This window comes from Streptomyces corallincola, assembly GCF_019104725.1.
Taxonomy (GTDB): domain Bacteria; phylum Actinomycetota; class Actinomycetes; order Streptomycetales; family Streptomycetaceae; genus Streptomyces; species Streptomyces corallincola.
This window is the reverse complement of the sequence record NZ_JAHRXF010000015.1, coordinates 69430-94446: the sequence shown is the minus strand read 5'-3', so window position 1 is coordinate 94446 and position 25017 is coordinate 69430. Positions and strand designations below refer to the sequence as shown.

Here is a 25017-nt window from a genome sequence, read left to right as displayed (position 1 = left end):
GGGGGTCAGCTCCCGTGCACTGCCCGCCGCAGCGCGCCGACCGCGATCCCGCGCGCGACGGCCGTGCCGTGGCAGTCCCGCAGGCCGTCCAGCATCAGGAAATCGTGCACCATGCCGAGCACCCGTACGCCGGTCACCGGCACCCCGGCCTCGCGCAGCCGGGCCGCGTACGCCTCGCCCTCGTCGCGCAGCACGTCCGCCTCGTCGGTGATCACCAGGGCGGGCGGCAGTCCCCGCAGGTCGTCCAGGGAGGCGCGCAGCGGGGAGGCGTACCGCTCGTCGCGCTGCGCCGGGTCGGTCGTGTACTGGTCCCAGAACCAGATCATGCCGTCCCGCGTCAGGTAGTACCCGTCCGCGAACTGCGTGTACGACGCGGTGTCGAACCGCGCGTCGGTCACCGGGTACAGCAGGATCTGCGCGACGAGCGGCACATCGCCCCGGTCCTTCGCCATCTGCGCCAGCACGGCGGCCATGTCACCGCCGACCGAGTCGCCGCACACCGCGATGCGCGAGGCGTCCAGACCGTGCGCGGCGCCCTCGGCCACGACCCAGCGGGCCGCCGCGTGGTTCTGCTCGATCTGGGTGGGGTAGCGGGCCTCGGGCGCCAGGTCGTACACCGGGAACACGGCGGCGGCGCCCGCGCCCGTGGCCAGCTCGCGCACCAGCCGGTCGTGCGTGGTGTCGTCGCCGAACACCCAGCCCGCGCCGTGGATGTAGAAGATCACCGGCAGTGGCCCGGAAGCACCCTTCGGCCGCACGATCCGTGTCCGTACGGTGCCCCACCGCCCGGCATCGACCGCCACCCACTCCTCGTCCACCTCGGGCTTCGCCACCCCCTCCCCGCTCTGCAGCCCGGCGAGGATGCCCCGGCCCTGCTCGGGCGGGACCTCGTAGATGCGCGGGTGGGGTGCGGTGGCCTCGGTGAGTTCCTTCGCCGCCGGTTCCAGGACGGGGGCGGGCGGCGGGGGCAGATCGCTCATGGGGACCTCCAGGAGGAGACGGCCGAGAGCCGGATGCGAGTGCGGACCGGGAACGGGACCGGGAGAGCGCGGAAGCGGGGGCGCCGGTCGTCCGGACCCGCGCGCGTCCGCGCACGCACGCCCTGGCCGCGACCTGCCCGCTCCGCCGCGACCACCGCGTAGGCGGCCGTACGCTCCCCGCGCGGCCCGGCCCGCACCGCGCGGCCCCCCCTCACCGTCGAGCCTGCGCGCCCACCCGCCCACCGGCAACCGGGCGGGGGCCCACTGCCCCGACGGCGCGCGTTCCGCCCCGGCGCGAGCGGGGCGGAGGACGAGCGCGCCAGGGGTGCCGGGGGCAGGGGTGCCGGGGGCAGGGATGCGGGGCGGTCGGGCGAGCCGCTTCCGGTCCGCACGACAGGACGGTGCCGGAGACCGTTTCTCCCGGCAGGGCCTCGCCGAGGAATCAACTCATCGACAGGACAACGGAGTTGTTCTCACTCGTCGCCCGTGAACGCCCGCAGGATCTCCTCCGCCGCCCTGGTCGCCGTCAACGTGCCTTCCCTGACGCGCTGTTCGAGACCGGGCGCCGCCGCACGGACCGCCGGGTGGGAGTGCAGCCGTCCGAGGAGGTCGTCGCGGACCATGCTCCAGGTCCAACCCACCTGCTGTTCACGGCGTTTGGCGGCCAGTCGCCCGCTGGAGTCGAGCAGCGTCCGGTGCTGTTCCAGGCGCTCCCACACGGTGTCCAGACCCGCGCCCTCCCGCGCGCTGCAACTCAGCACCGGTGGCGTCCAGAACGCGTCCCTGCCGTGCATCAGGCGCAGCGCGCCCGCCAACTCCCGTGCCGCGGAACGCGCGTCGCGTTCGTGCGGGCCGTCCGCCTTGTTGACGGCGATGACGTCGGCCAGCTCAAGCACGCCCTTCTTGATGCCCTGGAGCTGGTCGCCGGTGCGGGCCAGGGTGAGCATCAGGAAGGAGTCCACCATGTCGGCCACGGCCGTCTCGGACTGCCCGACGCCCACGGTCTCGACCAGGATCACGTCGTACCCCGCCGCCTCCATCACGACCATCGACTCACGGGTGGCCTTGGCGACCCCGCCCAGCGTGCCCGCGCTGGGGGAGGGCCGGACGAAGGCGTGCGGGTCCACCGCGAGGCGTTCCATGCGCGTCTTGTCGCCGAGGATCGAGCCGCCGGTGCGGGTCGAGGACGGGTCCACGGCGAGCACCGCCACCCGGTGCCCGAGCCCGGTCAGCATCGTGCCGAAGGCGTCGATGAACGTCGATTTCCCGACGCCCGGCACCCCGCTCACCCCGATCCGCCGGGCCCGGCCACTGTGCGGAAGTAGCGCGGTCAGCAACTCCTGCGCCTGCGCCCGGTGTTGCGGCCGGGTGGACTCGACCAGCGTGATGGCGCGCGCGACGACCGCCCGCCTGCCGTCCAGCACGCCCTTCGTGTACGCGTCCAGATCGATGGCTGCCATGCGCGCCGCTACTTCTCCCGACCGGAGCCGGAGCCGGTACCGGAGCCCGCGCCCGGAACGCCGTCACCCGCATCCGGCCCGTCACCCGCACCCGCACCGTCCGCACCCGCACCGTCCGCACCCGGCGCCAGCTCGTGCCCCAGCTCCGCCGCCAGCCGCAGCACCAGATCGTGCGCCGCGTCCGGGATGACCGTGCCCGGCGGGAACACCGCCGTCGCGCCCATCTCCAGCAGCGTCGGCACGTCCTGCGGCGGGATCACCCCGCCGACCACGATCATGATGTCCGCGCGCCCCTCCTCGGCCAACTGCTCGCGCAGCGCCGGGACGAGGGTGAGGTGACCGGCGGCCAGCGAGGACACCCCGACCACGTGCACGTCCGCCTCGACGGCCTGCCGTGCCACCTCGGCCGGGGTCTGGAACAGCGGGCCGACGTCCACGTCGAAACCGAGGTCGGCGAAGGCGGTGGCGATCACCTTCTGGCCCCGGTCGTGGCCGTCCTGCCCCATCTTGGCGACCAGGATGCGCGGGCGGCGCCCCTCGGCCTCGTCGAAGGCGTCCACCAGGGCGCGGGTGCGGTCCACCGACGGGGACTCGCCTGCTTCGTTGCGGTACACCCCGGAGATCGTACGGATCTGGCTCGCGTGCCGCCCGTACACCTTCTCCAGGGCGTCGGAGATCTCGCCCACCGTCGCCTTGGCGCGGGCCGCGTCCACGGCCAGCTCCAGCAGGTTGCCGCTGCCCCCGGCGGCGCGGGTCAGCGCGTCCAGCGCGGCCCGGCAGGCGCTCTCGTCGCGCTCGGCGCGCAGCCGCCGCAGCTTCTCGATCTGCTGCGCCCGCACCGAGGAGTTGTCCACCTTGAGCACGTCGATCTGCTCGTCGGTCTCCACCCGGTACTTGTTGACGCCGATCACCGGCTGCCGCCCGGAGTCGATCCGGGCCTGGGTGCGCGCGGCGGCCTCCTCCACCCGGAGCTTGGGGATGCCCGCGTCGATGGCCTGCGCCATGCCGCCCGCGGCCTCCACCTCCTGGATGTGCTGCCACGCCTTGCGCGCCAGGTCGTACGTCAGCCGCTCCACGTAGGCGCTGCCGCCCCAGGGGTCGATGACACGGGTGGTGCCGGACTCCTGCTGGATGAGGAGCTGGGTGTTGCGGGCGATGCGCGCGGAGAAGTCGGTGGGCAGCGCGAGCGCCTCGTCCAGCGCGTTGGTGTGCAGGGACTGGGTGTGCCCCTGGGTGGCGGCCATCGCCTCCACACAGGTGCGGGTCACGTTGTTGAACACGTCCTGCGCGGTCAGCGACCAGCCCGAGGTCTGCGAATGGGTGCGCAGCGAAAGGGACTTGGCGTTCTCCGGCTCGAACTGCGCGACCAGCCTGGCCCACAGCAGGCGGGCCGCGCGCAACTTGGCGATCTCCATGAAGAAGTTCATGCCGATCGCCCAGAAGAACGACAGCCGGGGCGCGAACGCGTCCACGTCCAGACCCGCCTCCCGCCCCGCCCGGATGTACTCCACGCCGTCCGCGAGCGTGTACGCCAGCTCCAGATCGGCCGTCGCCCCGGCCTCCTGGATGTGGTAGCCCGAGATGGAGATCGAGTTGTACCGGGGCATCCGCCGCGAGGTGTACGCGAAGATGTCGGAGATGATCCGCATCGACGGCTTCGGCGGATAGATGTACGTGTTGCGGACCATGAACTCCTTGAGGATGTCGTTCTGGATGGTCCCGGCCAGCTTCTCCGGCGGTACGCCCTGCTCCTCGGCGGCCACGATGTACAGCGCCAGCACCGGCAGCACGGCGCCGTTCATCGTCATCGACACGCTCATCCGGTCCAGCGGGATGCCGTCGAACAGCTGCCGCATGTCGTAGATCGAGTCGATGGCCACGCCCGCCATGCCGACGTCACCGGTCACGCGCGGGTGGTCGCTGTCGTAGCCCCGGTGCGTGGGCAGGTCGAAGGCGACGGACAGGCCCTTCTGCCCGGCGGCGAGGTTGCGCCGGTAGAACGCGTTGGACTCCTCGGCGGTGGAGAACCCCGCGTACTGCCGGATCGTCCAGGGCTGGTTGACGTACATCGTCGGGTACGGGCCCCGCAGATACGGCGCGATGCCGGGGTACGTCTCCAGGAAGTCCAGGCCCTCCAGGTCGCGCCCGGTGTACAGCGGCTTCACACCGATGCCCTCCGGGGTCTCCCACACCTGGTCGGCGCCGCCGTGCGCGTCCTTGACGGCGGCGTCCCAGTCCTCGGGGCCGCCGTGCGCGGACGGCGTGCCCAGTTCGACGCCGGTGAAGTCGGGGATCGTCATCGGGCCACTCCCATCCGGTCCAGGGTCGCGGAGAGTACGGCGACCGCGTCGCAGCCCGCGAAGACGTGGGCGTCCACACCGGCGTACTCCGCCGGGCGGCCCGCGAGGAACACGTGCCCGCACCCGGCCGCGCGCAGCGCCTCGGCGGCCCGCTCGGCCTCCTCGGCGTACCGGGCGTCGCTGGAGCACAGCACCGCCTCGGCGGCGCCGCTGTCCTCGAACCGGCCCCCGGTGACCGGCTCGATGCCGCCCGCCTGGAACAGGTTGGCGGCGAAACCGGCGCGCGCGGTGTGCTCGGCGGCCGTGCCGAGCGTCGCCAGGAAGATCCGGGGCCGCGCCCCGGTCGCCGCGAGATGCGCGTCGGAACGGGCCCGCAACTCCTCGTACGCCTCGTCGCGGCGCACCCTCGGCAGCCCGCCGGACGGCCCCTCGGGCGCGGGCTCGCGCGGTACGGGCTTCTCCGCGAGGAACGGGAACTCGCTGACCCCGGTGACTGGTTCGCGCCGGGTGGCCAGCTTCCGGGAGCGCTCCCGCCAGGTGCGGGCCAGGTCCTCGCGCAGCCGCCCGGAGCGCAGCACGGCCGCCTGACCGCCGTCGCTCTCCAGGGAACGGAAGAACTCCCAGGCCGCGTGGGCGAGTTCGTCGGTGAGCCGCTCCACGTACCAGGAGCCGCCCGCCGGGTCGATGACCCGGGCCAGGTGCGACTCCTCCACCAGGATGGTCGAGGTGTTGCGGGCGATCCGGCGCGCGAACGCGTCCGGCAGGCCCAGCGCGTGGTCGAACGGCAGCACCGTCACCGCGTCCGCGCCGCCCACCCCGGCGGCCAGCGTCGCCACCGTCGCGCGCAGCATGTTCACCCACGGGTCCCGGCGGGTCGTCATCACCGGCGAGGTCACCGCGTGCTGCCGCTGCGCGCCCGCGCCCGGCGCCCCGCAGGCCTCCGCGACCTGCGCCCACAGCCGCCGGGCCGCGCGCAGCTTGGCCACGGTCAGGAACTGGTCGGCGGTCGCCGCGTACCGGAACTCCAGCTGCCCGAGGGCCACTTGGGTGCTGAGGCCCGCGTCGGTCAGCGCCCGCAGATAGGCCACACCGGTGGCGAGGGACGCGCCCAGCTCCTGTGCCGCCGAGCCGCCCGCCTCGTGGTACGGCAGCGCGTCCACGGTCATCGTCCGCAGGTGCGGCCACGCTTCGGCGGTGCGCGCCGCGAGCGCGGCCAGGGGTGCGACGTCCAGTGCCTCGCCGGTACGGGCCTCCCAGCCCAGCGGATCGGCGCCCAGCGTGCCGCGCGCCGCCTCGGGAGCCACGCCCCGCTCCGCGTACAGCCGCAGCAGCACGGCCGCCGCCTCCTCGGTCGCGGCGCCCGCGTCCAGCGCGACCGGGGCCAGATCGAGGAGAACGCCGTCCAGCGCGCCCTCCAGCCCGGCCACCGGAATGCCGCCCTCCCCGAGGACCAGCCACAGCGAGGTCACGCCGTTCTCCAGGTCCGCGAGCACCGCCCCCTCGACGGGCGCCGCGTGCCGCTGGCGTACGTCCCAGCCGCCGGGCGAGTTCCCCTCCGGGCGCCCCCCGCGCGTGAACGGCGCGAAGCCCGGCAGGCCGGGCTCGGGCGCGGCATCGCGCGCCGTGTAGAGGGGCCGCGTGCGCAGCCCGTCCTCCAACGTCGTGGACAGGGCATCCTCGGCCGCGTCCCCCGAGACATCCTTGCCCGACTTGCGCAGCACACCCTCCACGAGGTGCTGCCACTGCTCATGTGTCGCGGCAGGGAACTCGGCGGCCAGCGAGAGCCCGTCGTCAGGCAGGACCGTCATGCTCGGATGCTAGGTCAGCCCGCTCACCTGTCACCCGACCACCCCCTGTGACCTTCCCCTCCCCGCCCCTGTGAGCCGCACCTCTCACCCGGTTGGCGGGGCGGGCCGGGGGCGTGGGTGTGGGCGCGGGCGAGCGGCGGTGCGGGCGAGCGGCGGTGCGGGCGCGGCCGGACGAGCCGGACCAGGGCGGGCTGCTCGCGGTGTGCGCTCCGAGCCGAGTGGGTCGCGGAACCCGGCACCGCCGACTGGGCCGGGCTCCCCGGCCCCGCTCAGCGCAGCCGCTCCAGTTCGTCCGTGCGGACCACCACCGTGGACAGGGTCTGGGGGGTCGGAGTGAAGGCGCGGAGGCGGAGGCGGGCCCGGGGGAGGGGGAGGCGGCCGTCGGGGGGCCGGAGGGTGACGGTGGCCGTGGTGTGGGCCGGGATTGTGGTCGGGCCGTGTCGCTGGGGCCAGTAGCGGCTCATGATCTGGCCGCGCGCGAACATGTAGTGCGGGGTCAGCGGGGTGTCGCCGGTGTTGGTGACCCGTACTGTCAGACCGGTCAGTGTCCGTGCGCCGGTTTCCGGTGCCGCCGTGACCGTCATCCGCAGGGGCGGGCGGCCCGTGACCGCGAGGGCCGAGCCCGTCAGGGCGGGGAGCACCAGCAGTGCGGCGGCGCCCGCCAGAGCCCCTCGGTGCCGCAGCCAGCGTGGACGCGGCTGCCACGCCTCCGCGAACTCCGAGGTCGGTGCGGAGACCGCCGCCGCCAGCCACAGCGGGGTCATCAGCAGGTAGTAGCCGTCCTGGGAGCGGGTCGCCAGATAGAACGCGCACCAGGGCAGCACGGTCGCGGCGGGACCCAGGCTCCGGGCGAACAGCACCGACAGGGCGACCAGCGCGAGCGCCAGCAGGATGCCCGCGTGCCCGTACCAGGCGATGCGGTCGCCGCCGCCGGTGAAGTACAACGAGGCGCCCACCAGGCCCTGCCCGTGCGGGATCGCGTCCTGGGTCAGCGGCAGCGCCACCTCGCGCAGCCAGCTCCCCGGCTCCCGTACGACGATGTACGCGTCGATCAGCAGCCAGGTGCCTGCCGCGAGCCCGACGAAGCGCAGCAGCATCCGCGTGGCGACCCGCCCGCCGGACTCCCCGCGCCGTACCGCGTACAGCCCGGCCAGCAGGAACGGCGTGACGAACCAGGGGAGTTGCTGGGCCGCGCATGCCGCGCCCAGGCAGACGGCCCGCGCGATCCCCGCCCGGCCGAGTCGCCCGCCGCGCCCGATGCGCGGCCAGCCGACCACCACCGGGACGAGCAGCGCCAGCGCCGGGACCGCCGGGTAGCCCTGCCGGGCGTAGGACGGCAGGAAGCCGAAGCCCAGGCAGACGGCGGTCGCCGCCGACCGCCACGGCACCGGCAGCATCCGCCACAGCAGCACCGCGCCCACCCCCAGCGCCAGCGTGGCCATCGCCGTCGCGGGCGTGCCGCCGTGCCCGGTCCACAGCAGCGGCGCGGTCAGCAGCGGGGCGAGCGGGGGATAGCCGTACGTGTAGTCGTAGCCGCCGCTCATCGTCGGGGTCAGCGCGATGCTCCGGCCGTGGAACAGCCACGGCCACGGCTGCCCGTACACCGGTCGTCCGGCGGCCAGTTGGCGCGCGGCCTGCGTGGTCAGCGCCGCCTCGTCGCCGCCCGCGTGGGCCAGCGCCCAGGCGCAGCCGGTCAGGGTCAGGGCGGTCAGCAGCACCAGCAGATCGACGCGGGCCAGCGACCGGGTCCGGCGGACCGTCAGCGCCAGCACGCCCGTCGCCAGGATCGCGGCGTAGCAGCCGGAGATCACGGCGGCGAGCGCGAGGCGGTGGACCGACGCCTCGGTCCACACCGAGCGGGTGCCGATGAACAGGCTCACCACCGCGAGCAGCGTCAGCACCCGGTGCCACTGCGCGGGCGCCGCACCATCGCCGCCACCGCGCTCACCGGTCGCGGGCAGCGCCCACCGGGGTCGCCGGGCGGGGGTCGTCACCCGTGTCTCTGCCGCATGCACGGCACCGGACGCTAGTGGCGGGTGGTGAGCGGGGTGTGACGCCTCGTGAAGAGTCCGTTGAGAGGGGGGTAAGAACCGGATCTATCCGCACAAGTGTTCCGGTGTGGGGTGGAAGTGACGCCCCTACGGAGTGGCGGACCGTGTCGTTGTTGGGCTGAACGGGTGACTTGGCGTAAGAATTGGCTGGTGCAGGCATGGAGTGCGAGTCAGGTCGGGGGGAACCGGTGAGCCGCTACGACGTCACCGACGAACAGTGGGAGGGGCTCGCCCAGGTGGTGCCGCTGCGCGGCAGGGACGCCTGGCCGTCGGCCGTGGGACACCGTTCACTCCCCGACGCCGAGACCGAGACCCGGCGGCGGTTCGTCGTCATGCGGGTCAATGTGTTCGCCGACGCCCGCGACGTGGCCCTGACCCTGATGTCCGGGGTGCCGGTCCTGCTGGACCTGTCCGGCGCGGAGGGCGATGTCGCCAAGCGGGTACTGGACTTCAGCACGGGCGTCGTCTTCGGTCTGGGCAGCGGGATGCACCGGGTGGACCGGAACGTGTTCCTGCTGACCCCGCCGGGGACCGAGGTGAGCGGGTTGATGGAGGGGGCGGGGTAGTCCTGGGCGCGGCAGGCCGGGGGGTGACCGGGGCGGGCAGGCCGGGGGTGACCGGAGCGCGTTCGTGCGCCTCTCGTCGTCCGTACGCGCCGTCGCACGCTTCGCAGGCTTCCCGCGCACCCCGCGCACCCCGCGCACCCCGCGCACCCCGCGCACCCCGTGCACCCCCGCTCCCCGTGCGCCCCGCGCATCTTGCGCTCCTCTTGAGGCCCGCGCGCGGGCGTGCGGGAGGTTTTCGGGTCCGCCGGTCGCCCGTTCGTAGGAAGGCGGAGGCGGCGAAACGGTTCGGCGGGCGGGCGGAGCCGTACCGTCCGCTCATGGTCGTGTCTTCCGCGCCCGCCGGACCCGTGGCGTCCGGTACGGGCGAGCCGGTCGTTCCCGCGCAGTACAGCAGGGTGCCGGGGCCCATGCCGGACATCGGCGCCCCGGTGGTGGCCGACGGGCCGCCCGGTGCGCCCGATCTCCGGGCCCGGATCACCGAGTTGCGGCTCTCCGCCTACGCCGGGCACCGGCGCGCCGAGTTCCCGCTCGGCGCCGTCACCCTGCTCGCGGGGCCCAGCGGCAGTGGCAAGTCCACCGCGCTCGGTGCGTACGAGGCGCTGGCCCGGCTCGGCGGGGGAGCGCCGCTGGTGGAGGCGTTCCCCGACCCGGCCGCCCGGATTCCCGACCGGGCCCGGCCCGACGCGCAGGGCAGGCGCGGCTTCCGGATCGGCTGTACGGCGGACGGCGCGGAGGGACCGGTCCGGCTGGACATCGCCGTACAGGCCGAGCCCGAGCTGCGGATCGTCGGGGAGCGGCTGAGCGCGCGGGGGGTCGTCCTGTTCGAGACCGCGCTGCGCGATCCGGGGCGGCGCGCGGTGCAGGCCGCGTGGCACACCGCCGGGGCCGCCCCGGTGACCCGCGCCCCGCTGCCGGACGACCGGCTGGGCACCGCGCTGCTGCCGCTGCGGGTGGCGGGCAAGACCGACGGGCAGCGGCGGGTGCTGGCCGCCGCCGAACAGATGGTGGTCGCGCTGCGCTCGGTCTTCCCCTGCGACCCGCGCCCCGAGTACATGCACGCCCCCGTGCCCACCGGCACCGGCCGCCTGATGGCGGGCTGCGACAACCTCGCGGACGTGCTGTGGCGCACCCGCAGCGAGTGCGGACGCCGCCACGCCCTGCTGGTGGAGAGCCTGGACGCGGGCTGCGCCGCCCCGGTGGCCGACCTGCTGGCCGAGCCGCTGTCCGACGGTACGGTACGTGCCCTGCTCGACCGGGGGCACGGCGCGCGGACCGAGCTGGCCCGCCTGGGGGATGGCGAACTCCGTTACGTGGCACTGGCGTTGGTCCTGCTAACCGGTCCCGGCGTGCTGGACATGGACGGTCCGGGCGAGGTGCCGGACGCGCTGCGCACCCTCACGGTGCTGGCCGACGGGTTCGACCGGAGCCTGGACCCGGTGCAGCGGGCCGCGCTGCTGCGGACGGCGGCCAGGATGGGTGAGCGGGGGCACGTCCGCTGTGTCGCGGCGGTCAGTGACGCCTCCTGGGCGGCCGGGACCGAGGGGGTCACGGTGGTACACCTGGGGCGTGACGGAACACTCTGACCTCGATCTCCCCGGACTCCAGCGCAGGCTCACCGAGTTCGTGGCGGCGCGCCGCTGGCAGCCGTACCACACGCCCAAGAACCTCGTCGCCGCGCTCAGCGTGGAGGCGTCCGAACTGGTCGAGATCTTCCAGTGGCTGACCCCCGAGGAGTCCGCCCGGGTGATGGACGACCCGGACAGCGCCCACCGGGTGCGCGACGAGGTGGCCGACGTGCTCGCCTATCTCCTTCAGTTCTGCGCCGTGCTGGACGTCGATCCGCTGGCGGCGCTGTCGGCCAAGATCGACCGGAACGAGAAGCGGTTTCCGGTACGGGGCGGGGAGGAGGGGGCGTGACGGGTGGGGCGGCGGCCGGGTCCGCGCCCGGCCTCGCGGCGGAACCCGCCTGAGTGGACCGTACGACTCCGTTGTGACGCTCCGCAGTTGACGCCTGGGGCGCATCCGAATTGTTGTCCGGTGATTTCCGAAATTCTCTGGCTTTTCGTCTCGGGTGCCCTCACGCTGGGTAGTGAACAGGGGAGTTCACGCAGTGTGCGGTGAGGGACGGCGGCGGGACGGGGACAGGGCATGGACGCGGTACGGCTGATCGAGACGAGCAGATACGCGCTCGTGGCGGGCGCGGACGGGCGCGACATGATGACCGAGGTCTGGCAGGCCCAGGCCCTCGCGCAGGCGATCGGCAGCCGCCTCGCCGTCTCCGGTCCGCCCGAACTGCGCGGCGAGGCACTGGGGTTGACCGAACTCGCCGGGCGGGGCTGCGGCGTCCTCGACCCTCCCGACCTCGACCCCGCCCAGATGCTCGCCGCCCGCCTCACCCGGCTCGACGACCCCCGCCGCACCCTCCTCTGCCTCGGCAACCTGCTCGGCGAGGTCGGCATCGCCCTCGTCGGCCTCGCCAGCTCGGCCGCCGACGAGACCACCTACTGGCAGTGCATGGAGGCGATCGACGCGGCCGACGAGTCGCGCGACCGCGTGATGGAGATGCTCCGCAGGCTGGCGGCCCGGGAGGAGGCGTCGGCGAGGGAGGCGAAGGACAGTCCGTCCGAGGTGTGACCCCCCGCCGGGCGGCTCCGGAGTGGGACGCCGGGTGGTCGATACCGCCGGACGCGTCCTGCCCCGGCGACGTGCCGGCAACGGCAGGTGGGCGCTGCCCGACGCTCGCGTGGACATCGGGGAGTCGCCGCCGGACCCCGCCGTCCGTGAGACGCGCGAAGCGGCCGGTCACGAGGTCGAGTTGACCGGGATCGCGCCCGCCGAGGCGCGCGGGCCCCGCGCTCCGGTGAGCGGCGGCTCAGGCGTCCTGGGGCGCTTTGGGCGGGAAGCCCGACTTCAGCTGGAGGTCGGACAGGTCGGCGTTGAGGGCCGCCATCAGTTCTTCCATCTGCTCCAGGAGGCCCTTCGGGCGGGGAGTGTTCTGGGTGGGGGCGGGCTCTTCGGACACGACGGACTCCTCGGCCTCCGGCGCGGGCCCGGACGGGGGCCGGGCCGGTGTGACGGCGCGCGCCGACGGCGGGGGCCGCGCGGCGCGAGTGCCGGAGGGGTCCGGCACCAAGCGGGCCAACGATCATCGACGGGGCCGGTCACTCGTCCGGCGGGCGGGCCCGTGCGGCGCCGGGCGGAATTCACCCGACCGGGGACGGCCACGCCCGGCGGTACCGGTGCCGTTGACGGCGGGCCCGGCGTGCAGGATGGACGTATGGAACTCCGCATCTTCACCGAGCCCCAGCAGGGCGCCACCTACGACACCCTCCTCAGCGTCGCCAAGGCCACCGAGGACCTGGGGTTCGACGCCTTTTTCCGCAGTGATCATTATCTCCGCATGGGCGACGGCGACGGGCTGCCCGGACCCACCGACGCCTGGCTCACCCTCGCCGGACTCGCCCGCGAGACCAGCCGTATCCGGCTCGGCACGCTGATGACCGCCGCCACCTTCCGGCTGCCCGGTGTGCTCGCCATCCAGGTCGCGCAGGTGGACCAGATGTCCGGCGGCCGGGTCGAACTCGGCATCGGTGCGGGCTGGTTCGAGGAGGAGCACCGGGCGTACGGCATCCCCTTCCCGAAGGACAAGTTCGCGCGCCTGGAGGAGCAACTGGAGATCGTCACCGGCCTCTGGGGCACCCCCGCCGGGGAGACCTACGACTTCCACGGCACCCACTACGACCTCACCGGCTCGCCCGCGCTGCCCAAGCCCGTCCAGCCGAAGATCCCGGTGCTGATCGGCGGCCTCGGCGCCTCCCGCACCCCGCGCATCGCCGCGCGGTACGCCGACGAGTTCAACATCCCGTTCGCCTCCATCGAGGACAGCGAGCGGCAGTTCGGGCGGGTGCGGGCCGCCGCCGAGGAGGCCGGGCGCAAGGCCGACGACCTCGTGTACTCCAACGCCCTCATCGTCTGCGTCGGCCGCGACGACCAGGAGGTCGCCCGCCGCGCCGCCGCCATCGGCCGCGAGGTGGACGAACTCAAGGAGAACGGTCTCGCCGGTTCACCCGCCGAGGTGGTGGACAGGATCGGCCGCTACGCGGAGATCGGCGCCCGCCGGATCTACCTCCAGATCCTCGACCTGGACGACCTCGACCACCTGGAGCTGATCTCCGGGCAGGTGCAGTCGCAGCTGGCGTAGCGCAGGACGCCACCCCGCCGCCTCTGTGACCGTACTGTGGCCGGAACTGTGGCCTCCACCACGGTAGTTGGGCGGCGGGGCTGATCCCCTCGGGCGATGGTTGACTCGCTGCTCCTCGTCGTCCTCGGTCTGCTCGGCTCCGGTGCGCAGTTCCTCGCGCCCGTGTGGGCGCTCGTCGTCCTGGGCAAGGCCGTCTCCGTCGCGCTGCCCGGCCGCCGCCCCGACTGGCGGACGGATCTGCTGCGCTGGTGGGCGTGGGCGGGTGCCGCGGGTGCCCTGATCGCCTATCTCACCGGTGCCTTCTCCGTCTCGGCGGCGGTGAGCCAGTCGTCCCACGGGGCCGACTCCACTCCCGCCCAGGAGTGCCGGGACGATCCGCGCGCCGGTCATGTCGTGGGACAGCGGCACTCCTGGCTGCCGCTCCGCTTCGACTGCGTCCTCGACGACGGCACCAGCTACCCCGGCGACCCCTGGATCTTCTGGGCCAACGCCCTGGCCGCCGCCCTCGCGCTCAGCGCCGCGCTCGCGGCCATCGGGCTCGGGTACGTGGCGGAGCTGCGTGCGCGGAAGCAACTGTGACGGCGGTGCCGTGGGCCGCGGGCACGGCACGCCCGCGCGCGGCCCGGGAGCTGAAAAGCACTGGTCGGCACGCGCACCCCCCGTGCAGAATCGCCTCGTGTTCTTGACGATCTCCACCACCGGTACAGCCGACCGCCCCGCGACCGACCTCGGGTTCCTGCTGCACAAGCATCCCGGGAAGGCGCAGATGTTCAGCACGTCCCACGGGACGGCGCACGTCTTCTATCCACGGGCGGATGCCGAGGCGTGCACGGCGGCGCTGTTGCTGGAAGTGGACCCGGTGGCGCTGGTCCGGCGGAAGAAGGAGCGGGGCGGAGCGCCCGACGCGGCGTTGGCGCAGTACGTGAACGACCGCCCGTACGCGGCGTCCTCGCTGCTGGCCGTCGCGCTGAGCGCCGTCTTCTCCAGTGCGCTGCGCGGCGTGTGCAGGGCGCTGCCGGAGCGTGCCGCGGCGCCGCTGCCGCTCACCGTGGAGGTGCCCGCGCTGCCCGCGAAGGGCGGGCCCGGCCTCGTACGGAAGCTGTTCGAGCCGCTGGGGTGGACGGTGGAGGCCGAACCGGTCGCGCTGGACGCCGAGTTCCCCGCGTGGGGCGACTCGCGTTACGTCCGGCTGACCCTGGCCTCGGACACCCTGACGCTGGCCGAGGCGCTGCGCCATCTGTACGTACTGCTGCCGGTGCTGGACGACGCCAAGCACTACTGGGTCGCCCCGGACGAGGTGGACAAGCTGCTGCGTGCCGGTGAGGGCTGGCTGCCCGGTCACCCGGAGCAGAAGCTGATCGCGGACCGCTACCTGTCCCGGCGCTGGGCGCTGACCCGCACCGCGCTGGAGCGGCTGGAGCTGGTCCGGCTGGCCGAGTCCGACGACAGTGAGGTCGAGGCCCTGGACAACGCGGTCGCGGAGGAGACCGAGACGGAGGAGAAGCCGACTCCGCTGGCCGTGCTGCGCCGGGAGGCCATCACCGCCGCCCTGCGTGCGAGCGGCGCCGCCCGGGTGCTCGATCTCGGCTGCGGACAGGGGCAGTTGGTGGGCGCGCTGGTCAAGGAGCCCCGGTTCACCGAGATCGTCGGACTCGACGTGTCCGTGCGCGCCCTCGCCATCGCCGGACGGCGGCTGAAGCTGGACCGCATGGGCGAACGGCAGGCGTCCCGCGTCACCCTCGTCCAGGGTTCGCTGGCGTACACCGACAACCGGCTCAAGGGGTACGACGCCGCCGTGCTCAGCGAGGTGATCGAGCACCTCGACCTGCCCCGGCTGCCCGCCCTGGAGTACGCGGTGTTCGGGCACGCCCGCCCCCGCACGGTCGTCGTCACCACACCGAACGTCGAGTACAACGTCCGCTGGGAGTCGCTGCCCGCCGGACACACCCGGCACGGCGACCACCGCTTCGAGTGGACCCGCGCCGAGTTCCGTGCCTGGGCCGGGGCCGTCGCCGAACGGCACGGCTACCGGGCCGAGTTCGAGCCCGTCGGCCCCGACGACCCCGAGGTCGGCCCGCCCACCCAGCTGGCCGTCTTCCACCGCACCGACGAGCACGGACCCGGCGGCAGGAACCCCACCGGCGACCACCCCGCCCACGAGAACCACCCCACCCACGAGAACCGCCCCACCGGCGAGAAGGAGGCGAAGGCCGCATGACCGAGTCCGCACCGGGACGGGTGCTGCCCGTCACCGACCTCTCCCTCGTCGTCCTCGTCGGTGCTTCCGGCTCCGGCAAGTCCACTTTCGTGAAACGGCACTTCAAGCCCACCGAGGTGATCTCCTCCGACTTCTGCCGGGGCCTGGTCGCGGACGACGAGAACGACCAGAGCGCCAGCGGCGACGCCTTCGACGTGCTGCACTACATCGCGGGCAAGCGCCTGGCCGCGGGCCGCCGTACCGTCGTGGACGCCACCAGCGTCCAGCAGGACAGCCGCCGTCAACTGATCGAGCTGGCACGGAAGTACGACGTGCTGCCCATCGCCATCGTGCTCGACATGCCCGAGGAGGTGTGCGTCCGCCGCAACGCGGGCCGCCCCGACCGGGCCGAGCTGCCGCGCCGGGTCGTGCAGCGGCACATCCGCGAACTCCGGCGCTCCCTGCGGAGCTTGGAGCGCGAGGGGTTCCGCAAGGTGCATGTGCTGCGCGGCGAGGAGGAGGCCGAGCGCGCCACCGTCGTCACCGAGAAGCGGTTCAACGACCTGACCCACCTCACCGGCCCGTTCGACATCGTGGGTGACATCCACGGCTGTGCGAGCGAACTGGAGTCCCTGCTCGCCGAGTTGGGGTATGCGGACGGCGTCCACCCCGACGGCCGTACCGCCGTGTTCGTCGGAGACCTCGTGGACCGGGGCCCCGACACACCGGGCGTGCTGCGTCGCGTGATGTCGATGGTCGCGTCCGGGAACGCGCTGTGCGTGCCGGGCAACCACGAGAACAAGTACGGCCGTCACCTCAAGGGCCGCAACGTCCAGCACACCCACGGGCTCGCGGAGACCATCGCCCAGATGGACGGCGAGAGCGAGGAGTTCAGGGCCGAGGTCCGCGCCTTCCTCGACGGCCTGGTCAGCCACTACGTCCTCGACGGCGGACGCCTGGTGGTCTGCCACGCCGGTCTGCCCGAGAAGTACCACGGCCGTACGTCCGGCCGGGTCCGCTCGCACGCGCTGTACGGCGAGACCACCGGCGAGACCGACGAGTTCGGGCTGCCCGTGCGCTACCCGTGGGCCGAGGAGTACCGGGGCCGGGCCGCTGTGGTGTACGGCCACACACCCGTGCCCGAGGCCACGTGGCTCAACAACACCATCTGCCTCGACACCGGTGCCGTGTTCGGCGGCAGGCTGACCGCGCTGCGCTGGCCGGAGCGCGAGCTGGTGGACGTACCCGCCGAGCGGGTCTGGTACGAACCGGCCCGGCCGCTGCGCAGTGAGGCGCCCGGCGGACACCAGGGCCGCCCGCTGGACCTGGCGGACGTGTACGGCCGCCGGGGCGTGGAGACCCGGCACGCCGGGCGGGTCGCGGTCCGGGAGGAGAACGCGGCGGCGGCCCTGGAGGTCATGAGCCGCTTCGCCGTGGACCCGCGCCTGATGCCGTACCTCCCGCCGACGATGGCGCCCACCCCGACCTCCCGCGAGGACGGCTTTCTGGAGCACCCGGCGGAGGCGTTCGCGCAGTACGCGGCCGACGGGGTCGCGCGGGTTGTGTGCGAGGAGAAGCACATGGGCTCGCGGGCCGTCGCCCTGGTCTGCCGGGACGCGGACACCGCACGGAAGCGGTTCGGCGTGGACGGGCCCACCGGCTCGCTCTACACCCGCACCGGGCGCCCGTTCTTCGACGACGCGGCGGTCACGGAGGAGGTCCTCGGCCGACTGCGCGCCGCGCTCGACGGCGCCGGGCTGTGGGCGGAGCTGGACACCGACTGGCTGCTGCTGGACGCGGAGCTGATGCCCTGGTCGCTGAAGGCCTCGGGGCTGCTGCGCAGTCAGTACGCGGCCGTCGGCGCGGCGGCCGGGGCGGTGTTCCCCGGCGCGCTCGCCGCACTGGAGGCCGCCGCCGGGCGGGGCGCCGACGTGGCCGGACTGCTGGAGCGGCAGCGTGAACGCGCGTCCGACGCGGCGGCGTTCACCGACGCCTACCGCCGTTACTGCTGGACCACCGACGGCCTGGACGGCGTCCGGCTCGCCCCGTTCCAGCTCCTCGCGGTCCAGGGCCGCAGCCTCGCCGGGCTCCCGCACGACGAGCAACTCGCGCTGATCGACCGGCTGGTGGAGCACGACCCCACCGGTCTGCTGCACACCACCCGTCGGCTGTACGTCGAGACCGGCGACCCGGAGTCGGTCCGCGCAGGCGTGGACTGGTGGCTGGAGATGACCGGCCGGGGCGGTGAGGGCATGGTCGTCAAACCGCTCGGCGCGCTGGTCCGCTCCGAGCAGGGCCGTCCGGTCCAGCCCGGTGTGAAGTGCCGGGGCCGGGAGTACCTGCGGATCATCTACGGCCCCGAGTACACCCGCCCGGAGAACCTGGACCGGCTGCGGCAGCGCTTCCTCCACCACAAGCGCTCGCTGGCCGTCCGGGAGTACGCCCTCGGCCTAGAGGCCCTGGACCGGCTCGCGGACGGCGAGCCGCTGTGGCGGGTCCACGAGGCGGTGTTCGGCGTCCTGGCCCTGGAGTCGGAGCCGGTGGACCCCCGGCTGTAGACCGGCGGGGCCCGGTCATGGACCGATGGCCCCCGGTGGCCCCCGGTGGCCCCCGGTGGCGAATCCGGGGGTTCCGGCTCCGGCCGGACGCGTCCGTCACGGCCGGGGTCTGCGCGCGAAGACCCAGCGGTTCCCCTCCAGCGCGTCGTCCGGCTCGGGGAGGGGGCCGCGGCCGTGGCGGCGGGTGTGGTCGAAGGGCGTCTCCACGGTGGTGGTCCAGCCCCGCGCCGCCAGGGCGCCCGCCGAGTCGGGCCGCGGCCCCTTGTCGAAGAGGTCCAGCAGGTCGATGCCGATCCGCGCGCGGGTCGCGGTGTAGATCGCGCTGTCCCGGTACGCCAGCAGGTCCTTCTCCAGCTTCGCCTCGTACGCCAGCGCGCTGCCCCCGGCGGCCAGCCGGTGCACGGTGTCGATGAGATACGTCTCGACGGGCGCCGGAAGGTAGAACAGCAGCCCCTCGGCCAGCCAGACGCTCGGCGCGGCCGGGTCGAACCCGGCGGAGGTCAGCGCGGTGACCCAGTCGTCCCGCAGATCGACCGGCACCGGTACCCGCCTCACCCGCGGCCCGGCCGCCAGCCCGTCCAGCACCCGGTGCTTGAACGCCAGTACACCGGCCCGGTCGATCTCGTAGACCACGCAGTCGGACGGCCAGTCCAGCCGGAAGGCACGAGTGTCCAGCCCGGCGCCCAGCAGCACCACCTGAGCGGCACCGGCGGCGGTCGAGCCGAGGAGGAAGTCGTCCAGGACGCGGGTGCGCAGGCCGAAGTAGCGGGCGAACCGGCCCCACAGCGGATCGGCGTCCCCGTCCGGCACCTCCTCGACGCGCACCGGCCACCCGGCGCACACCGGGGCAGCCCGCACGAAGTGCTCCGCGTACGCGTCACGGGCCAGGCTGTCGGCGCGGTGCGTCTCGATCGCCCGCGCGGCGGCGACCAGCAGGGCGGTGACACCCACACCGCCGTCCACCCCGTCCGTGCCGCCCACCCCGTCCACCCCGTCCACCCCGTCCGTGCCGTCCCGTTCCGTCCGCGCCGGGTCCGTGATGTCGTACGTCTCGCTCATCGGTCTCTTCCTTCCGGGAGCAGTACGGGTTTGACCACGCGGCCCGCGTCGCAGTCGCGTTCGGCCTCGTCGATGCCGGACAGCGGGTAGGTGCGGATCAACTGGTCGAAGGGGAAGCGCCCGGCCTGCCAGAGCGCGGTCAGCCGGGGGATCAACAGGCTGGGCACGGCGTCCCCCTCGCAGAGGTGGCGGACGGCACGCCCCCGGTCCAGCGTGCCCGGTTCGAGCGGCAGCGCGGTGTGCAGCCGGGCCACCAGGCCGAGGGTGCCGGTGGGGCGCAGCGCTCGGAGCGCGTCGTTGATCAGCGGGGGAGAGGCGGTGGTGTCCAGGGCGTACCGGGCGCCGCCGTCGGTGAGCCGTCGTACGCGCTCGGGCAGTCCCATCGTGCCGGAGGACAGCGGCACGGCGCCGAACCGCTCGGCCAGCGCGAGGCGTTGGGGGTTGTGGTCGATGGCGACGATGAACGCGCCGGAGGCGGTGGCGGCCATCACGGCGGCCAGTCCCACCGCGCCCGCGCCGAGCACCACCAGGGTGTCACCGGGTCCGGCGCGGAAGGTGTTCAGCACCGCTCCGGCGCCGGTGAGGAACCCGCAGCCGAGCGGCCCGAGCAGTTCCAGGGGCAGAGCGGGATCGACGCGTACGGCGTTGCGGGCCGGGACGAGCGCGTACTCGGCGAACGAGGACTGGCCGAACCAGCGGGGGGCCAGCGGCCGCCCGGCCGCGTCGGTGAGGCGCGGGGTGTCCTCCTTCCGGCCGCCGAACAGGTTGAGGGAGGCGAAGGAGTCGCAGTAGGCGGGGGCCGCGCCCCGGCAGTTCCGGCAGTGCCCGCAGGAGTCGAAGCTGAGGACGACATGGTCACCGACGCCGACCGCGGTGTCCGGGCCGCCACCGGTGCGGACCACGACCCCGGCGCCCTCGTGGCCGAGCACCGCGGGCAGCGGGCTGCGCCCTCCCGACCTGCGGACCGCGAGATCGGTACGGCACATCCCGCACCCCGCGATCCGCACCAGGACCTCGCCCTCGGCGGGTCCCGAGCGCAGGATCACCTCCTCGACGCCGAACGGGTCCTCGCGGGAGCGCAGCACCGCCGCCCGGAAGCGCGTCGTCATGTCTCCTCCGGGCGGTGCACGACGAACGGCCGCAGATTGCCGTAGAACCCCCAGGGGCCGCCCGCGACGCCGACCCCGCTGTCCTTGATCCCGGCGAAGGGCTGGGCGAGGGAGAGTTCGGCGTGGTGGTTGATCCAGGCGGTGCCGCATTCGAGCCGGTCGGCCACCGCCTCGGCCCGGTCCAGGTCGGTGCCCCACACGGAGCCGCCCAGCCCGAACCCGGTGCCGTTGGCGGCGTCCACCGCCTCGTCCAGGGTCCGGTACGGCAGCACGGGCAGCACCGGGCCGAACTGCTCGCCGGTCACCACCGGGCTGTCCGGGGGTACGCCGGTGAGGATCGTCGGCGCGAAGAAGTGGCCCGGCCCGTCGATCCGGTGACCGCCCGCCGCCGTCCGGGCGCCGTCGGCCAGGGCCCGCCGGGTGAGCTGCTCCACGCGGGCCAGCTGGGGCGCGTTGTTGACCGGGCCGAGCCGGGTGTCCGGGTCCAGTCCGGGTCCGACGACGACGGACGTGGCCCGCTGGGCGAGGGCTTCGACCACCTCGCTGTGCAGCCGGGCCGGGACGTAGACGCGTTTCACGGCCATGCAGACCTGGCCGCAGTTGCGGAACGCGGCCCAGAACAGCCGGTCCGCGACCGCCTCCACCGCCACGTCGTCCAGCAGCACGGCCGCGTCGTTGCCGCCCAGTTCCAGGGTGACGCGGGCGAGGGAGCCGGCCGCCGCCGCGGCGACGGCCCGCCCGGTGGGCACCGAGCCGGTGAAGGTGACATGCCGGATGCCGGGGTGGGAGACCAGCCGGGCGCCGAGGGGTTCGCGGCCGGTGACGACGGTCAGCACGTCCTCGGGCAGGACGGCGGCGAGTACGGAACCCAGCAGCCGGGTGGCGAGCGGGGTGTACGGGGACGGCTTGAGGACCACCGTGTTGCCCGCCGCGAGCGCGGGCGCGAACTTCGCCGCCGCGAGTTGGAGCGGGAAGTTCCACGGCACGATCGCCGCCACCGGACCGAGCGGACGCCAGCGGACCTCGCCGCGCACCGGCCGCCCGTCGCTGATCCGCCGCGTTCTCGGGGCCAGTTCCGCGAAGTACCGCAGCCGGGCCGCCGTCCGGGCGACCTCCGCGTACGACTCGGCCAGCGGCTTGCCCTGCTCACGGGTGAGCAGCGGGGCGAGGCGGTCTCCGGCCGCCTCCACGGCGTCGGCCGCCGCGTACAGCGCGGTGGTACGGGCGGCCGGGTCGGCACGCCAGCCGGTCCAGGCCCGGTGCGCCCGGTCCACCACGGCGTCCAGTTCCTCCGGCCGCCGGTCGGGGGCCTCGGCGAAGGGCTCGCCGGTGGCCGGATCGATGACGGCGAACGACGCGGCCGTGCGCGCGGTTTCCGGCATCCCGGTTCCGGGCGTCAGCCGACGGAGGGAACGGCGGGGGACACGGGAGCGGCGGGGTCCGCCGGGCCGGGCGGTACCACCGGCTCGGCGGACAGGTCCGCCCCGTCCCGGCGGGCCGTTTCCCACCGGTCCATCTCCGCGCGGAACGCGGCCACCAGATGCGGCCGGATGCGCCCCGCGTTCCGGTCGCCGCCCTCACAGACCGCGCCGCGCACGCCCACGATGTCCGTGCCCATCCGGGTCAGCGCGCCCAGGTCCGCCTGCCGGACACTGCCCGCGAGGGCGGCGCGCAGCCCGGCCGCGTGCGCCAGCCGCACGAACTCGGCGCACATCCCGGGCGGGACGTGGTCGAACAGCCGCGTCCCGTCCTTGATCGCGGTGTCCAGCATCGCCGCGTCCGCCCCGGCGCGGGCCGCGATGTCCGGCAGCGCCAGCGGGTTGACGCAGCCGATCCGGTGGGCGTCGGCGTACCCGGAGGCCACGACCAGCGCCTCCCGGCTGTACTCCCTCACCGCCCGGACGACCGCCCGCATCACGTCGATGCCCTGCTCGGGCGTGGTGCAGCCGTAGAGCCCGACCTTGATGTACGAGGCACCGGAGACCACCGCGCCGAGCGCCGCCTGGGCCACCGTGCCCGGCTTGTACGGCACGTCGCCCACGGTGGCGGAGACCGGGGTGGCCGCCGGGACGGCGGCGCGGATCTCCCTGATGACCCAGGGGAAGTTGGCACCGAGCGAACCCTCGTCGGGCTTCTTCACATCGACGATGTCCAGGTGTTCGGCGGCCTTCGCGCAGTCGAGGGCCTCTTCGACACTGTCCGGGGAGACGAGAAGCAACATCCGAGCTCCTTCCGCCGTGCCGTCCGCCCGGCGTGGGGCAGGGGGGCGCGGCTCATCGGGTCTCTGTGCGGTGCGCTCATCATTTCCGGGCGCCGGTGATCTCCGGTAGGGCGTACGGGGTCGCCGTGCGGCGTTCGCCCCCGCCCGGTGCGCCGCGCACCCCGGCGCGAACCGACGCCCGGGGCAGGTGAGTTGGGTCACGAGCGCCGCTACGGCCGCGCCGGGCAGCGGCCCCGGTCCCGTCCCTCGCCTCCGCCGCGCGCCCCCTGCCCCCCCTCACACCGCGAGCCGCAGCCGCTGTCCGCACACCCCCACCCGGACCGTCTGCCCCCACGTCAGATGCAGCGCGTCGGACTCGATGCCGTCGCCGAAGGCGATCAGATGGTCGGACTCCACGGTGAGGGTGAGCCGCGCGGTGGCGGCGAGGTCCCCCGCGACCAGGGCGGTGCCGGTGGCGGGGGAGGGCCACGCCTCGCGGACGAACCAGAGCAGCCGGTCCTCGGTCGGCGCGGGCAGCGCCACCGGGCCGCCCCGCTCCTGCCAGAGCGAGCGGAGCCAGCCGGTCGCCCCGGTGCCGGTGCCGACCAGCACCCCGGAGGACGCCTGGGCCTCGGCGACACCCCCGTCGCCGTCGAGGCCCAGGCGGTAGCGGGCGGTCTGGTGACCGGGCGTCCCGAGGTAGATCTCGTTCAGCGCCACCAGCCGCTGGGTGTCGTCCGCGACGGCCTCCACCATCGTCAGCTCGTCCACCCGCGCCCCGGCCGCACCGGCGGCGCGCAGCAGTTTCCCCGCGTCGCCCGGCCGGTGCCGGACCAGCACGCCCGGATTGCGGCCGGGGTCGGTGTCCACCCCGACCACCGGCTGACCCGTCAGGTACTTGGCCGCGTTGGCGACCAGCCCGTCCTGCCCGACGACGACCACCACGTCCTCCGGGGCGAACGGGAAGCGGTCCAGGTCGGCCCGCTCCACCCGTGTCTGCCGCCAGTCCAGCGGCACGGCGGCGGCCACCTCCGCGAGCGCCCGCCCGTCCCGTTCGTGCCGCGCGGCCACCTCCGTGATGTCCCGGCCCCGCGAGGACAGGAAGAACGCGGCCTGCCCGTGCGTCCCGTGCCGGGCCACCAACTCCTCGTACTCCGTGGTCCGGTGGACCAGTACGGCGCGTGGGGCGAGGCTCACCGGGAGTCTCCGGCGGGACGCGTATCGCCCGAACCGGTCCCATCCGGCGCCGAGTTGCTCGAACTCGCTTCTCCCGCAGTCGAGTCGGCCGAGTCGGCCGTCCCCGCCCCCAGCCGGTTCAGCAGCCCCGTCAGCACGTCCGGGGACAGCGTCACGCTCTCGATGCGCGGCAGGTTCTCCGCCAGCCGGGCCGCCGTGAGCGCCCGGAGGACCGCCTCGCCGGACACGCCCGCCTCCGCGTGCACGGCCAGCCAGGCCGCCTGGGCCCGTGCGCGTGCCTCGCCGGTCTCGCGGGCGCCCTCGGCCTCGGCGCGGGCGGCGCGTACGGTGCGGGCGGCGTCCGCCTCGGCGAGCTTCAGGGTGCGCGCCGCCTCCGCCTCGGTGAGGGCGGCCGTCCGGGCAGCGTCCGCCTCGGCCAGCTTGACCGCGCGGGCGGCCTCCGCCTCCGCGAGCCGTACCGAACGGGACGCCTCCGCGTCGGCCAGCCGTACCGTGCGCTCGGCCTCGGCGGTCGCGCGGACCGCGTCGGCGGCGGCCTGCTCCTCGGCCTCGCGGCGCGCGTTGGTGCCGCGCTGCTCGACCAACCGCTCCTCGCGGCGGGCCAGTTCGATCTTGCTGGCGAGTTCGTTCTCCGCGATGGCCCGCTCCCGCTCGACGGCGACCGCCCGCCGTTCGTACATCGCGCGGTCGGCCTCCTGCTGGATCTGCTCACGGGCCGGGGTGCGCAGCGCCCGCTCCACCTCCGGCTCGGGCCGCAGCGCCATCACGCGTACGGCGACGATCTCGATGCCGGTGGCGGGCAGCCGGGGTTCGGCGCCGAGTCCCGCCGCGACCCGCTCCCGCACCGAGGTCACGCCGTTCACCAGCGCCTCGGCCAGCGGGGTCCGGGCGAGGACGGCCAGCGCGTGCTGCTGGGCGCTCTCGGTGAGCAGCGTGCCGAGCTGGGCCAGCGGGGTGCCGCGCCAGGCGCCGGTGTCCGGGTCGATGGAGAAGTCCAGCCGGGCGGCGGCGACCGCCGGGTCCGCGATCCGGTAGGTGACCGTGGCCTGCACCGCCACGTCCTGGAAGTCGGAGGTGCGGGCGTGGAAGGTCATCGCCAGTTCCCGGTCGTCCACCGGGATCTCCGACAGCGCGGCGGCCAGCGGCCGGAACCAGAAGCTCAGACCCGGCCCGTCGTGCGCCAGGGTGCCGGAGCGGTGGTGCCGGACGTGCGCGGTCGGCGCGCCCCGCAGATGGCGCCAGCCCAGGCGCCGGGTGATGTCGGCCATGAGAGAACCCCTCGCTTTTCGTCGTAGAGACGATAAGCGGGACGGCCGTTTATCGTCAAGAGG

General features: G+C 74.4%; 20 protein-coding genes. 8 read left to right on the top strand and 12 right to left on the bottom strand.

Annotated features, from left to right (window positions below):
• Positions 1-5: 5 nt before the first annotated feature.
• The 5 genes from KUM39_RS12905 to KUM39_RS12885 all read right to left on the bottom strand — a co-directional run bounded on the left by KUM39_RS12905 (position 6) and on the right by KUM39_RS12885 (position 8509).
• Positions 6-980 (bottom strand): alpha/beta hydrolase, encoded by a 975-nt coding sequence (locus KUM39_RS12905; protein WP_217785717.1) that lies wholly within the window; start codon positions 978-980, stop codon positions 6-8.
• 473 nt (positions 981-1453) lie between these two features.
• Positions 1454-2440 carry a methylmalonyl Co-A mutase-associated GTPase MeaB gene (gene meaB / locus KUM39_RS12900; protein ID WP_217785716.1) on the bottom strand — a complete coding sequence of 329 codons (987 nt, stop codon included), beginning with the start codon at positions 2438-2440 and terminating at the stop codon, positions 1454-1456.
• 8 nt (positions 2441-2448) lie between these two features.
• Positions 2449-4740, bottom strand: a complete 2292-nt coding sequence (scpA, locus tag KUM39_RS12895) for a methylmalonyl-CoA mutase (protein ID WP_217785715.1) — start codon at positions 4738-4740, stop codon at positions 2449-2451.
• Positions 4737-6548: a methylmalonyl-CoA mutase family protein gene (locus KUM39_RS12890; RefSeq protein ID WP_217785714.1), complete on the bottom strand. Its 1812-nt coding sequence runs from the start codon at positions 6546-6548 to the stop codon at positions 4737-4739. Before KUM39_RS12890 ends, scpA begins: the two co-directional genes overlap by 4 nt.
• 269 nt (positions 6549-6817) lie before the next feature.
• A complete protein-coding gene (locus KUM39_RS12885) occupies positions 6818-8509 on the bottom strand; it encodes a hypothetical protein (protein ID WP_217785738.1) in 1692 nt (563 codons plus the stop codon).
• 278 nt (positions 8510-8787) lie between these two features.
• Here KUM39_RS12885 and KUM39_RS12880 point away from each other — a divergent pair, with 278 nt between their 5' ends.
• The 4 genes from KUM39_RS12880 (at position 8788) to KUM39_RS12865 (ending at position 11799) form a co-directional block, all read left to right on the top strand.
• The gene (locus tag KUM39_RS12880) at positions 8788-9165 is read left to right on the top strand and encodes a cell division protein SepF (RefSeq protein ID WP_217785713.1); all 378 of its coding nucleotides are present in this window, start codon (positions 8788-8790) and stop codon (positions 9163-9165) included.
• A 407-nt stretch (positions 9166-9572) separates the two neighbouring features.
• Positions 9573-10748 (top strand): AAA family ATPase, encoded by a 1176-nt coding sequence (locus KUM39_RS12875; RefSeq protein ID WP_217785737.1) that lies wholly within the window; start codon positions 9573-9575, stop codon positions 10746-10748.
• The gene (locus KUM39_RS12870; protein WP_217785712.1) at positions 10732-11082 is read left to right on the top strand and encodes a nucleotide pyrophosphohydrolase; all 351 of its coding nucleotides are present in this window, start codon (positions 10732-10734) and stop codon (positions 11080-11082) included. The genes KUM39_RS12875 and KUM39_RS12870 overlap by 17 nt, the downstream gene beginning before the upstream one ends.
• Before the next feature lie 231 nt (positions 11083-11313).
• Positions 11314-11799: a DUF6099 family protein gene (locus KUM39_RS12865; protein ID WP_217785711.1), complete on the top strand. Its 486-nt coding sequence runs from the start codon at positions 11314-11316 to the stop codon at positions 11797-11799.
• A 238-nt stretch (positions 11800-12037) separates the two neighbouring features.
• Here the strand turns inward: KUM39_RS12865 and KUM39_RS12860 are convergent, their stop codons facing one another.
• Positions 12038-12187: a hypothetical protein gene (locus KUM39_RS12860; protein ID WP_217785710.1), complete on the bottom strand. Its 150-nt coding sequence runs from the start codon at positions 12185-12187 to the stop codon at positions 12038-12040.
• 255 nt (positions 12188-12442) lie between these two features.
• On the opposite strand from KUM39_RS12860, the gene KUM39_RS12855 reads away from it, so the two are divergent.
• The 4 genes from KUM39_RS12855 to KUM39_RS12840 all read left to right on the top strand — a co-directional run bounded on the left by KUM39_RS12855 (position 12443) and on the right by KUM39_RS12840 (position 18121).
• Positions 12443-13366 carry an LLM class F420-dependent oxidoreductase gene (locus KUM39_RS12855; RefSeq protein ID WP_217785709.1) on the top strand — a complete coding sequence of 308 codons (924 nt, stop codon included), beginning with the start codon at positions 12443-12445 and terminating at the stop codon, positions 13364-13366.
• A gap of 96 nt (positions 13367-13462) precedes the next feature.
• On the top strand, positions 13463-13945 hold the full coding sequence (locus KUM39_RS12850; RefSeq protein WP_217785708.1) for a hypothetical protein: 483 nt from the start codon (positions 13463-13465) through the stop codon (positions 13943-13945).
• A gap of 97 nt (positions 13946-14042) precedes the next feature.
• A complete protein-coding gene (locus KUM39_RS12845; RefSeq protein WP_217785707.1) occupies positions 14043-15584 on the top strand; it encodes a 3' terminal RNA ribose 2'-O-methyltransferase Hen1 in 1542 nt (513 codons plus the stop codon).
• The gene (locus tag KUM39_RS12840; protein ID WP_217785706.1) at positions 15581-18121 is read left to right on the top strand and encodes a polynucleotide kinase-phosphatase; all 2541 of its coding nucleotides are present in this window, start codon (positions 15581-15583) and stop codon (positions 18119-18121) included. Before KUM39_RS12845 ends, KUM39_RS12840 begins: the two co-directional genes overlap by 4 nt.
• Positions 18122-18217: 96 nt before the next feature.
• Here KUM39_RS12840 and KUM39_RS12835 read toward each other — a convergent pair whose 3' ends face one another.
• The 6 genes from KUM39_RS12835 to KUM39_RS12810 form a co-directional block, all read right to left on the bottom strand.
• Positions 18218-19180 carry an SAM-dependent methyltransferase gene (locus KUM39_RS12835; protein WP_217785705.1) on the bottom strand — a complete coding sequence of 321 codons (963 nt, stop codon included), beginning with the start codon at positions 19178-19180 and terminating at the stop codon, positions 18218-18220.
• Complete coding sequence (locus KUM39_RS12830; protein WP_217785704.1) at positions 19177-20289, bottom strand: NAD(P)-dependent alcohol dehydrogenase; 1113 nt, start codon at positions 20287-20289, stop codon at positions 19177-19179. Before KUM39_RS12830 ends, KUM39_RS12835 begins: the two co-directional genes overlap by 4 nt.
• The gene (locus tag KUM39_RS12825; protein WP_217785703.1) at positions 20286-21671 is read right to left on the bottom strand and encodes an aldehyde dehydrogenase family protein; all 1386 of its coding nucleotides are present in this window, start codon (positions 21669-21671) and stop codon (positions 20286-20288) included. The genes KUM39_RS12830 and KUM39_RS12825 overlap by 4 nt, the downstream gene beginning before the upstream one ends.
• A gap of 14 nt (positions 21672-21685) precedes the next feature.
• The gene (locus KUM39_RS12820; protein ID WP_246620040.1) at positions 21686-22510 is read right to left on the bottom strand and encodes a (5-formylfuran-3-yl)methyl phosphate synthase; all 825 of its coding nucleotides are present in this window, start codon (positions 22508-22510) and stop codon (positions 21686-21688) included.
• Positions 22511-22786: 276 nt separating this feature from the next.
• Positions 22787-23686, bottom strand: coding sequence for an NAD(+)/NADH kinase (locus KUM39_RS12815; protein ID WP_217785702.1), 900 nt, complete (start codon positions 23684-23686; stop codon positions 22787-22789).
• Entirely contained in the window at positions 23683-24954 is a 1272-nt protein-coding gene (locus KUM39_RS12810; protein WP_217785701.1) for an SPFH domain-containing protein, read from the bottom strand. The genes KUM39_RS12815 and KUM39_RS12810 overlap by 4 nt, the downstream gene beginning before the upstream one ends.
• Positions 24955-25017 lie beyond the last annotated feature (63 nt).

What these genes read in the sequence shown, in the direction of transcription:
- KUM39_RS12850 (WP_217785708.1), top strand. Translation starts at nt 13,463, where the DNA reads ATGGTTGACTCGCTGCTCCTCGTCGTCCTCGGTCTGCTCGGCTCCGGT.
- scpA (WP_217785715.1), bottom strand. Translation starts at nt 4,740, where the DNA reads ATGACGATCCCCGACTTCACCGGCGTCGAACTGGGCACGCCGTCCGCG.
- KUM39_RS12840 (WP_217785706.1), top strand. Translation starts at nt 15,581, where the DNA reads ATGACCGAGTCCGCACCGGGACGGGTGCTGCCCGTCACCGACCTCTCC.
- KUM39_RS12820 (WP_246620040.1), bottom strand. Translation starts at nt 22,510, where the DNA reads ATGTTGCTTCTCGTCTCCCCGGACAGTGTCGAAGAGGCCCTCGACTGC.
- KUM39_RS12865 (WP_217785711.1), top strand. Translation starts at nt 11,314, where the DNA reads ATGGACGCGGTACGGCTGATCGAGACGAGCAGATACGCGCTCGTGGCG.
- KUM39_RS12810 (WP_217785701.1), bottom strand. Translation starts at nt 24,954, where the DNA reads ATGGCCGACATCACCCGGCGCCTGGGCTGGCGCCATCTGCGGGGCGCG.
- KUM39_RS12835 (WP_217785705.1), bottom strand. Translation starts at nt 19,180, where the DNA reads ATGAGCGAGACGTACGACATCACGGACCCGGCGCGGACGGAACGGGAC.
- meaB (WP_217785716.1), bottom strand. Translation starts at nt 2,440, where the DNA reads ATGGCAGCCATCGATCTGGACGCGTACACGAAGGGCGTGCTGGACGGC.
- KUM39_RS12890 (WP_217785714.1), bottom strand. Translation starts at nt 6,548, where the DNA reads ATGACGGTCCTGCCTGACGACGGGCTCTCGCTGGCCGCCGAGTTCCCT.
- KUM39_RS12855 (WP_217785709.1), top strand. Translation starts at nt 12,443, where the DNA reads ATGGAACTCCGCATCTTCACCGAGCCCCAGCAGGGCGCCACCTACGAC.
- KUM39_RS12905 (WP_217785717.1), bottom strand. Translation starts at nt 980, where the DNA reads ATGAGCGATCTGCCCCCGCCGCCCGCCCCCGTCCTGGAACCGGCGGCG.
- KUM39_RS12875 (WP_217785737.1), top strand. Translation starts at nt 9,573, where the DNA reads ATGCCGGACATCGGCGCCCCGGTGGTGGCCGACGGGCCGCCCGGTGCG.
- KUM39_RS12825 (WP_217785703.1), bottom strand. Translation starts at nt 21,671, where the DNA reads ATGCCGGAAACCGCGCGCACGGCCGCGTCGTTCGCCGTCATCGATCCG.
- KUM39_RS12830 (WP_217785704.1), bottom strand. Translation starts at nt 20,289, where the DNA reads ATGACGACGCGCTTCCGGGCGGCGGTGCTGCGCTCCCGCGAGGACCCG.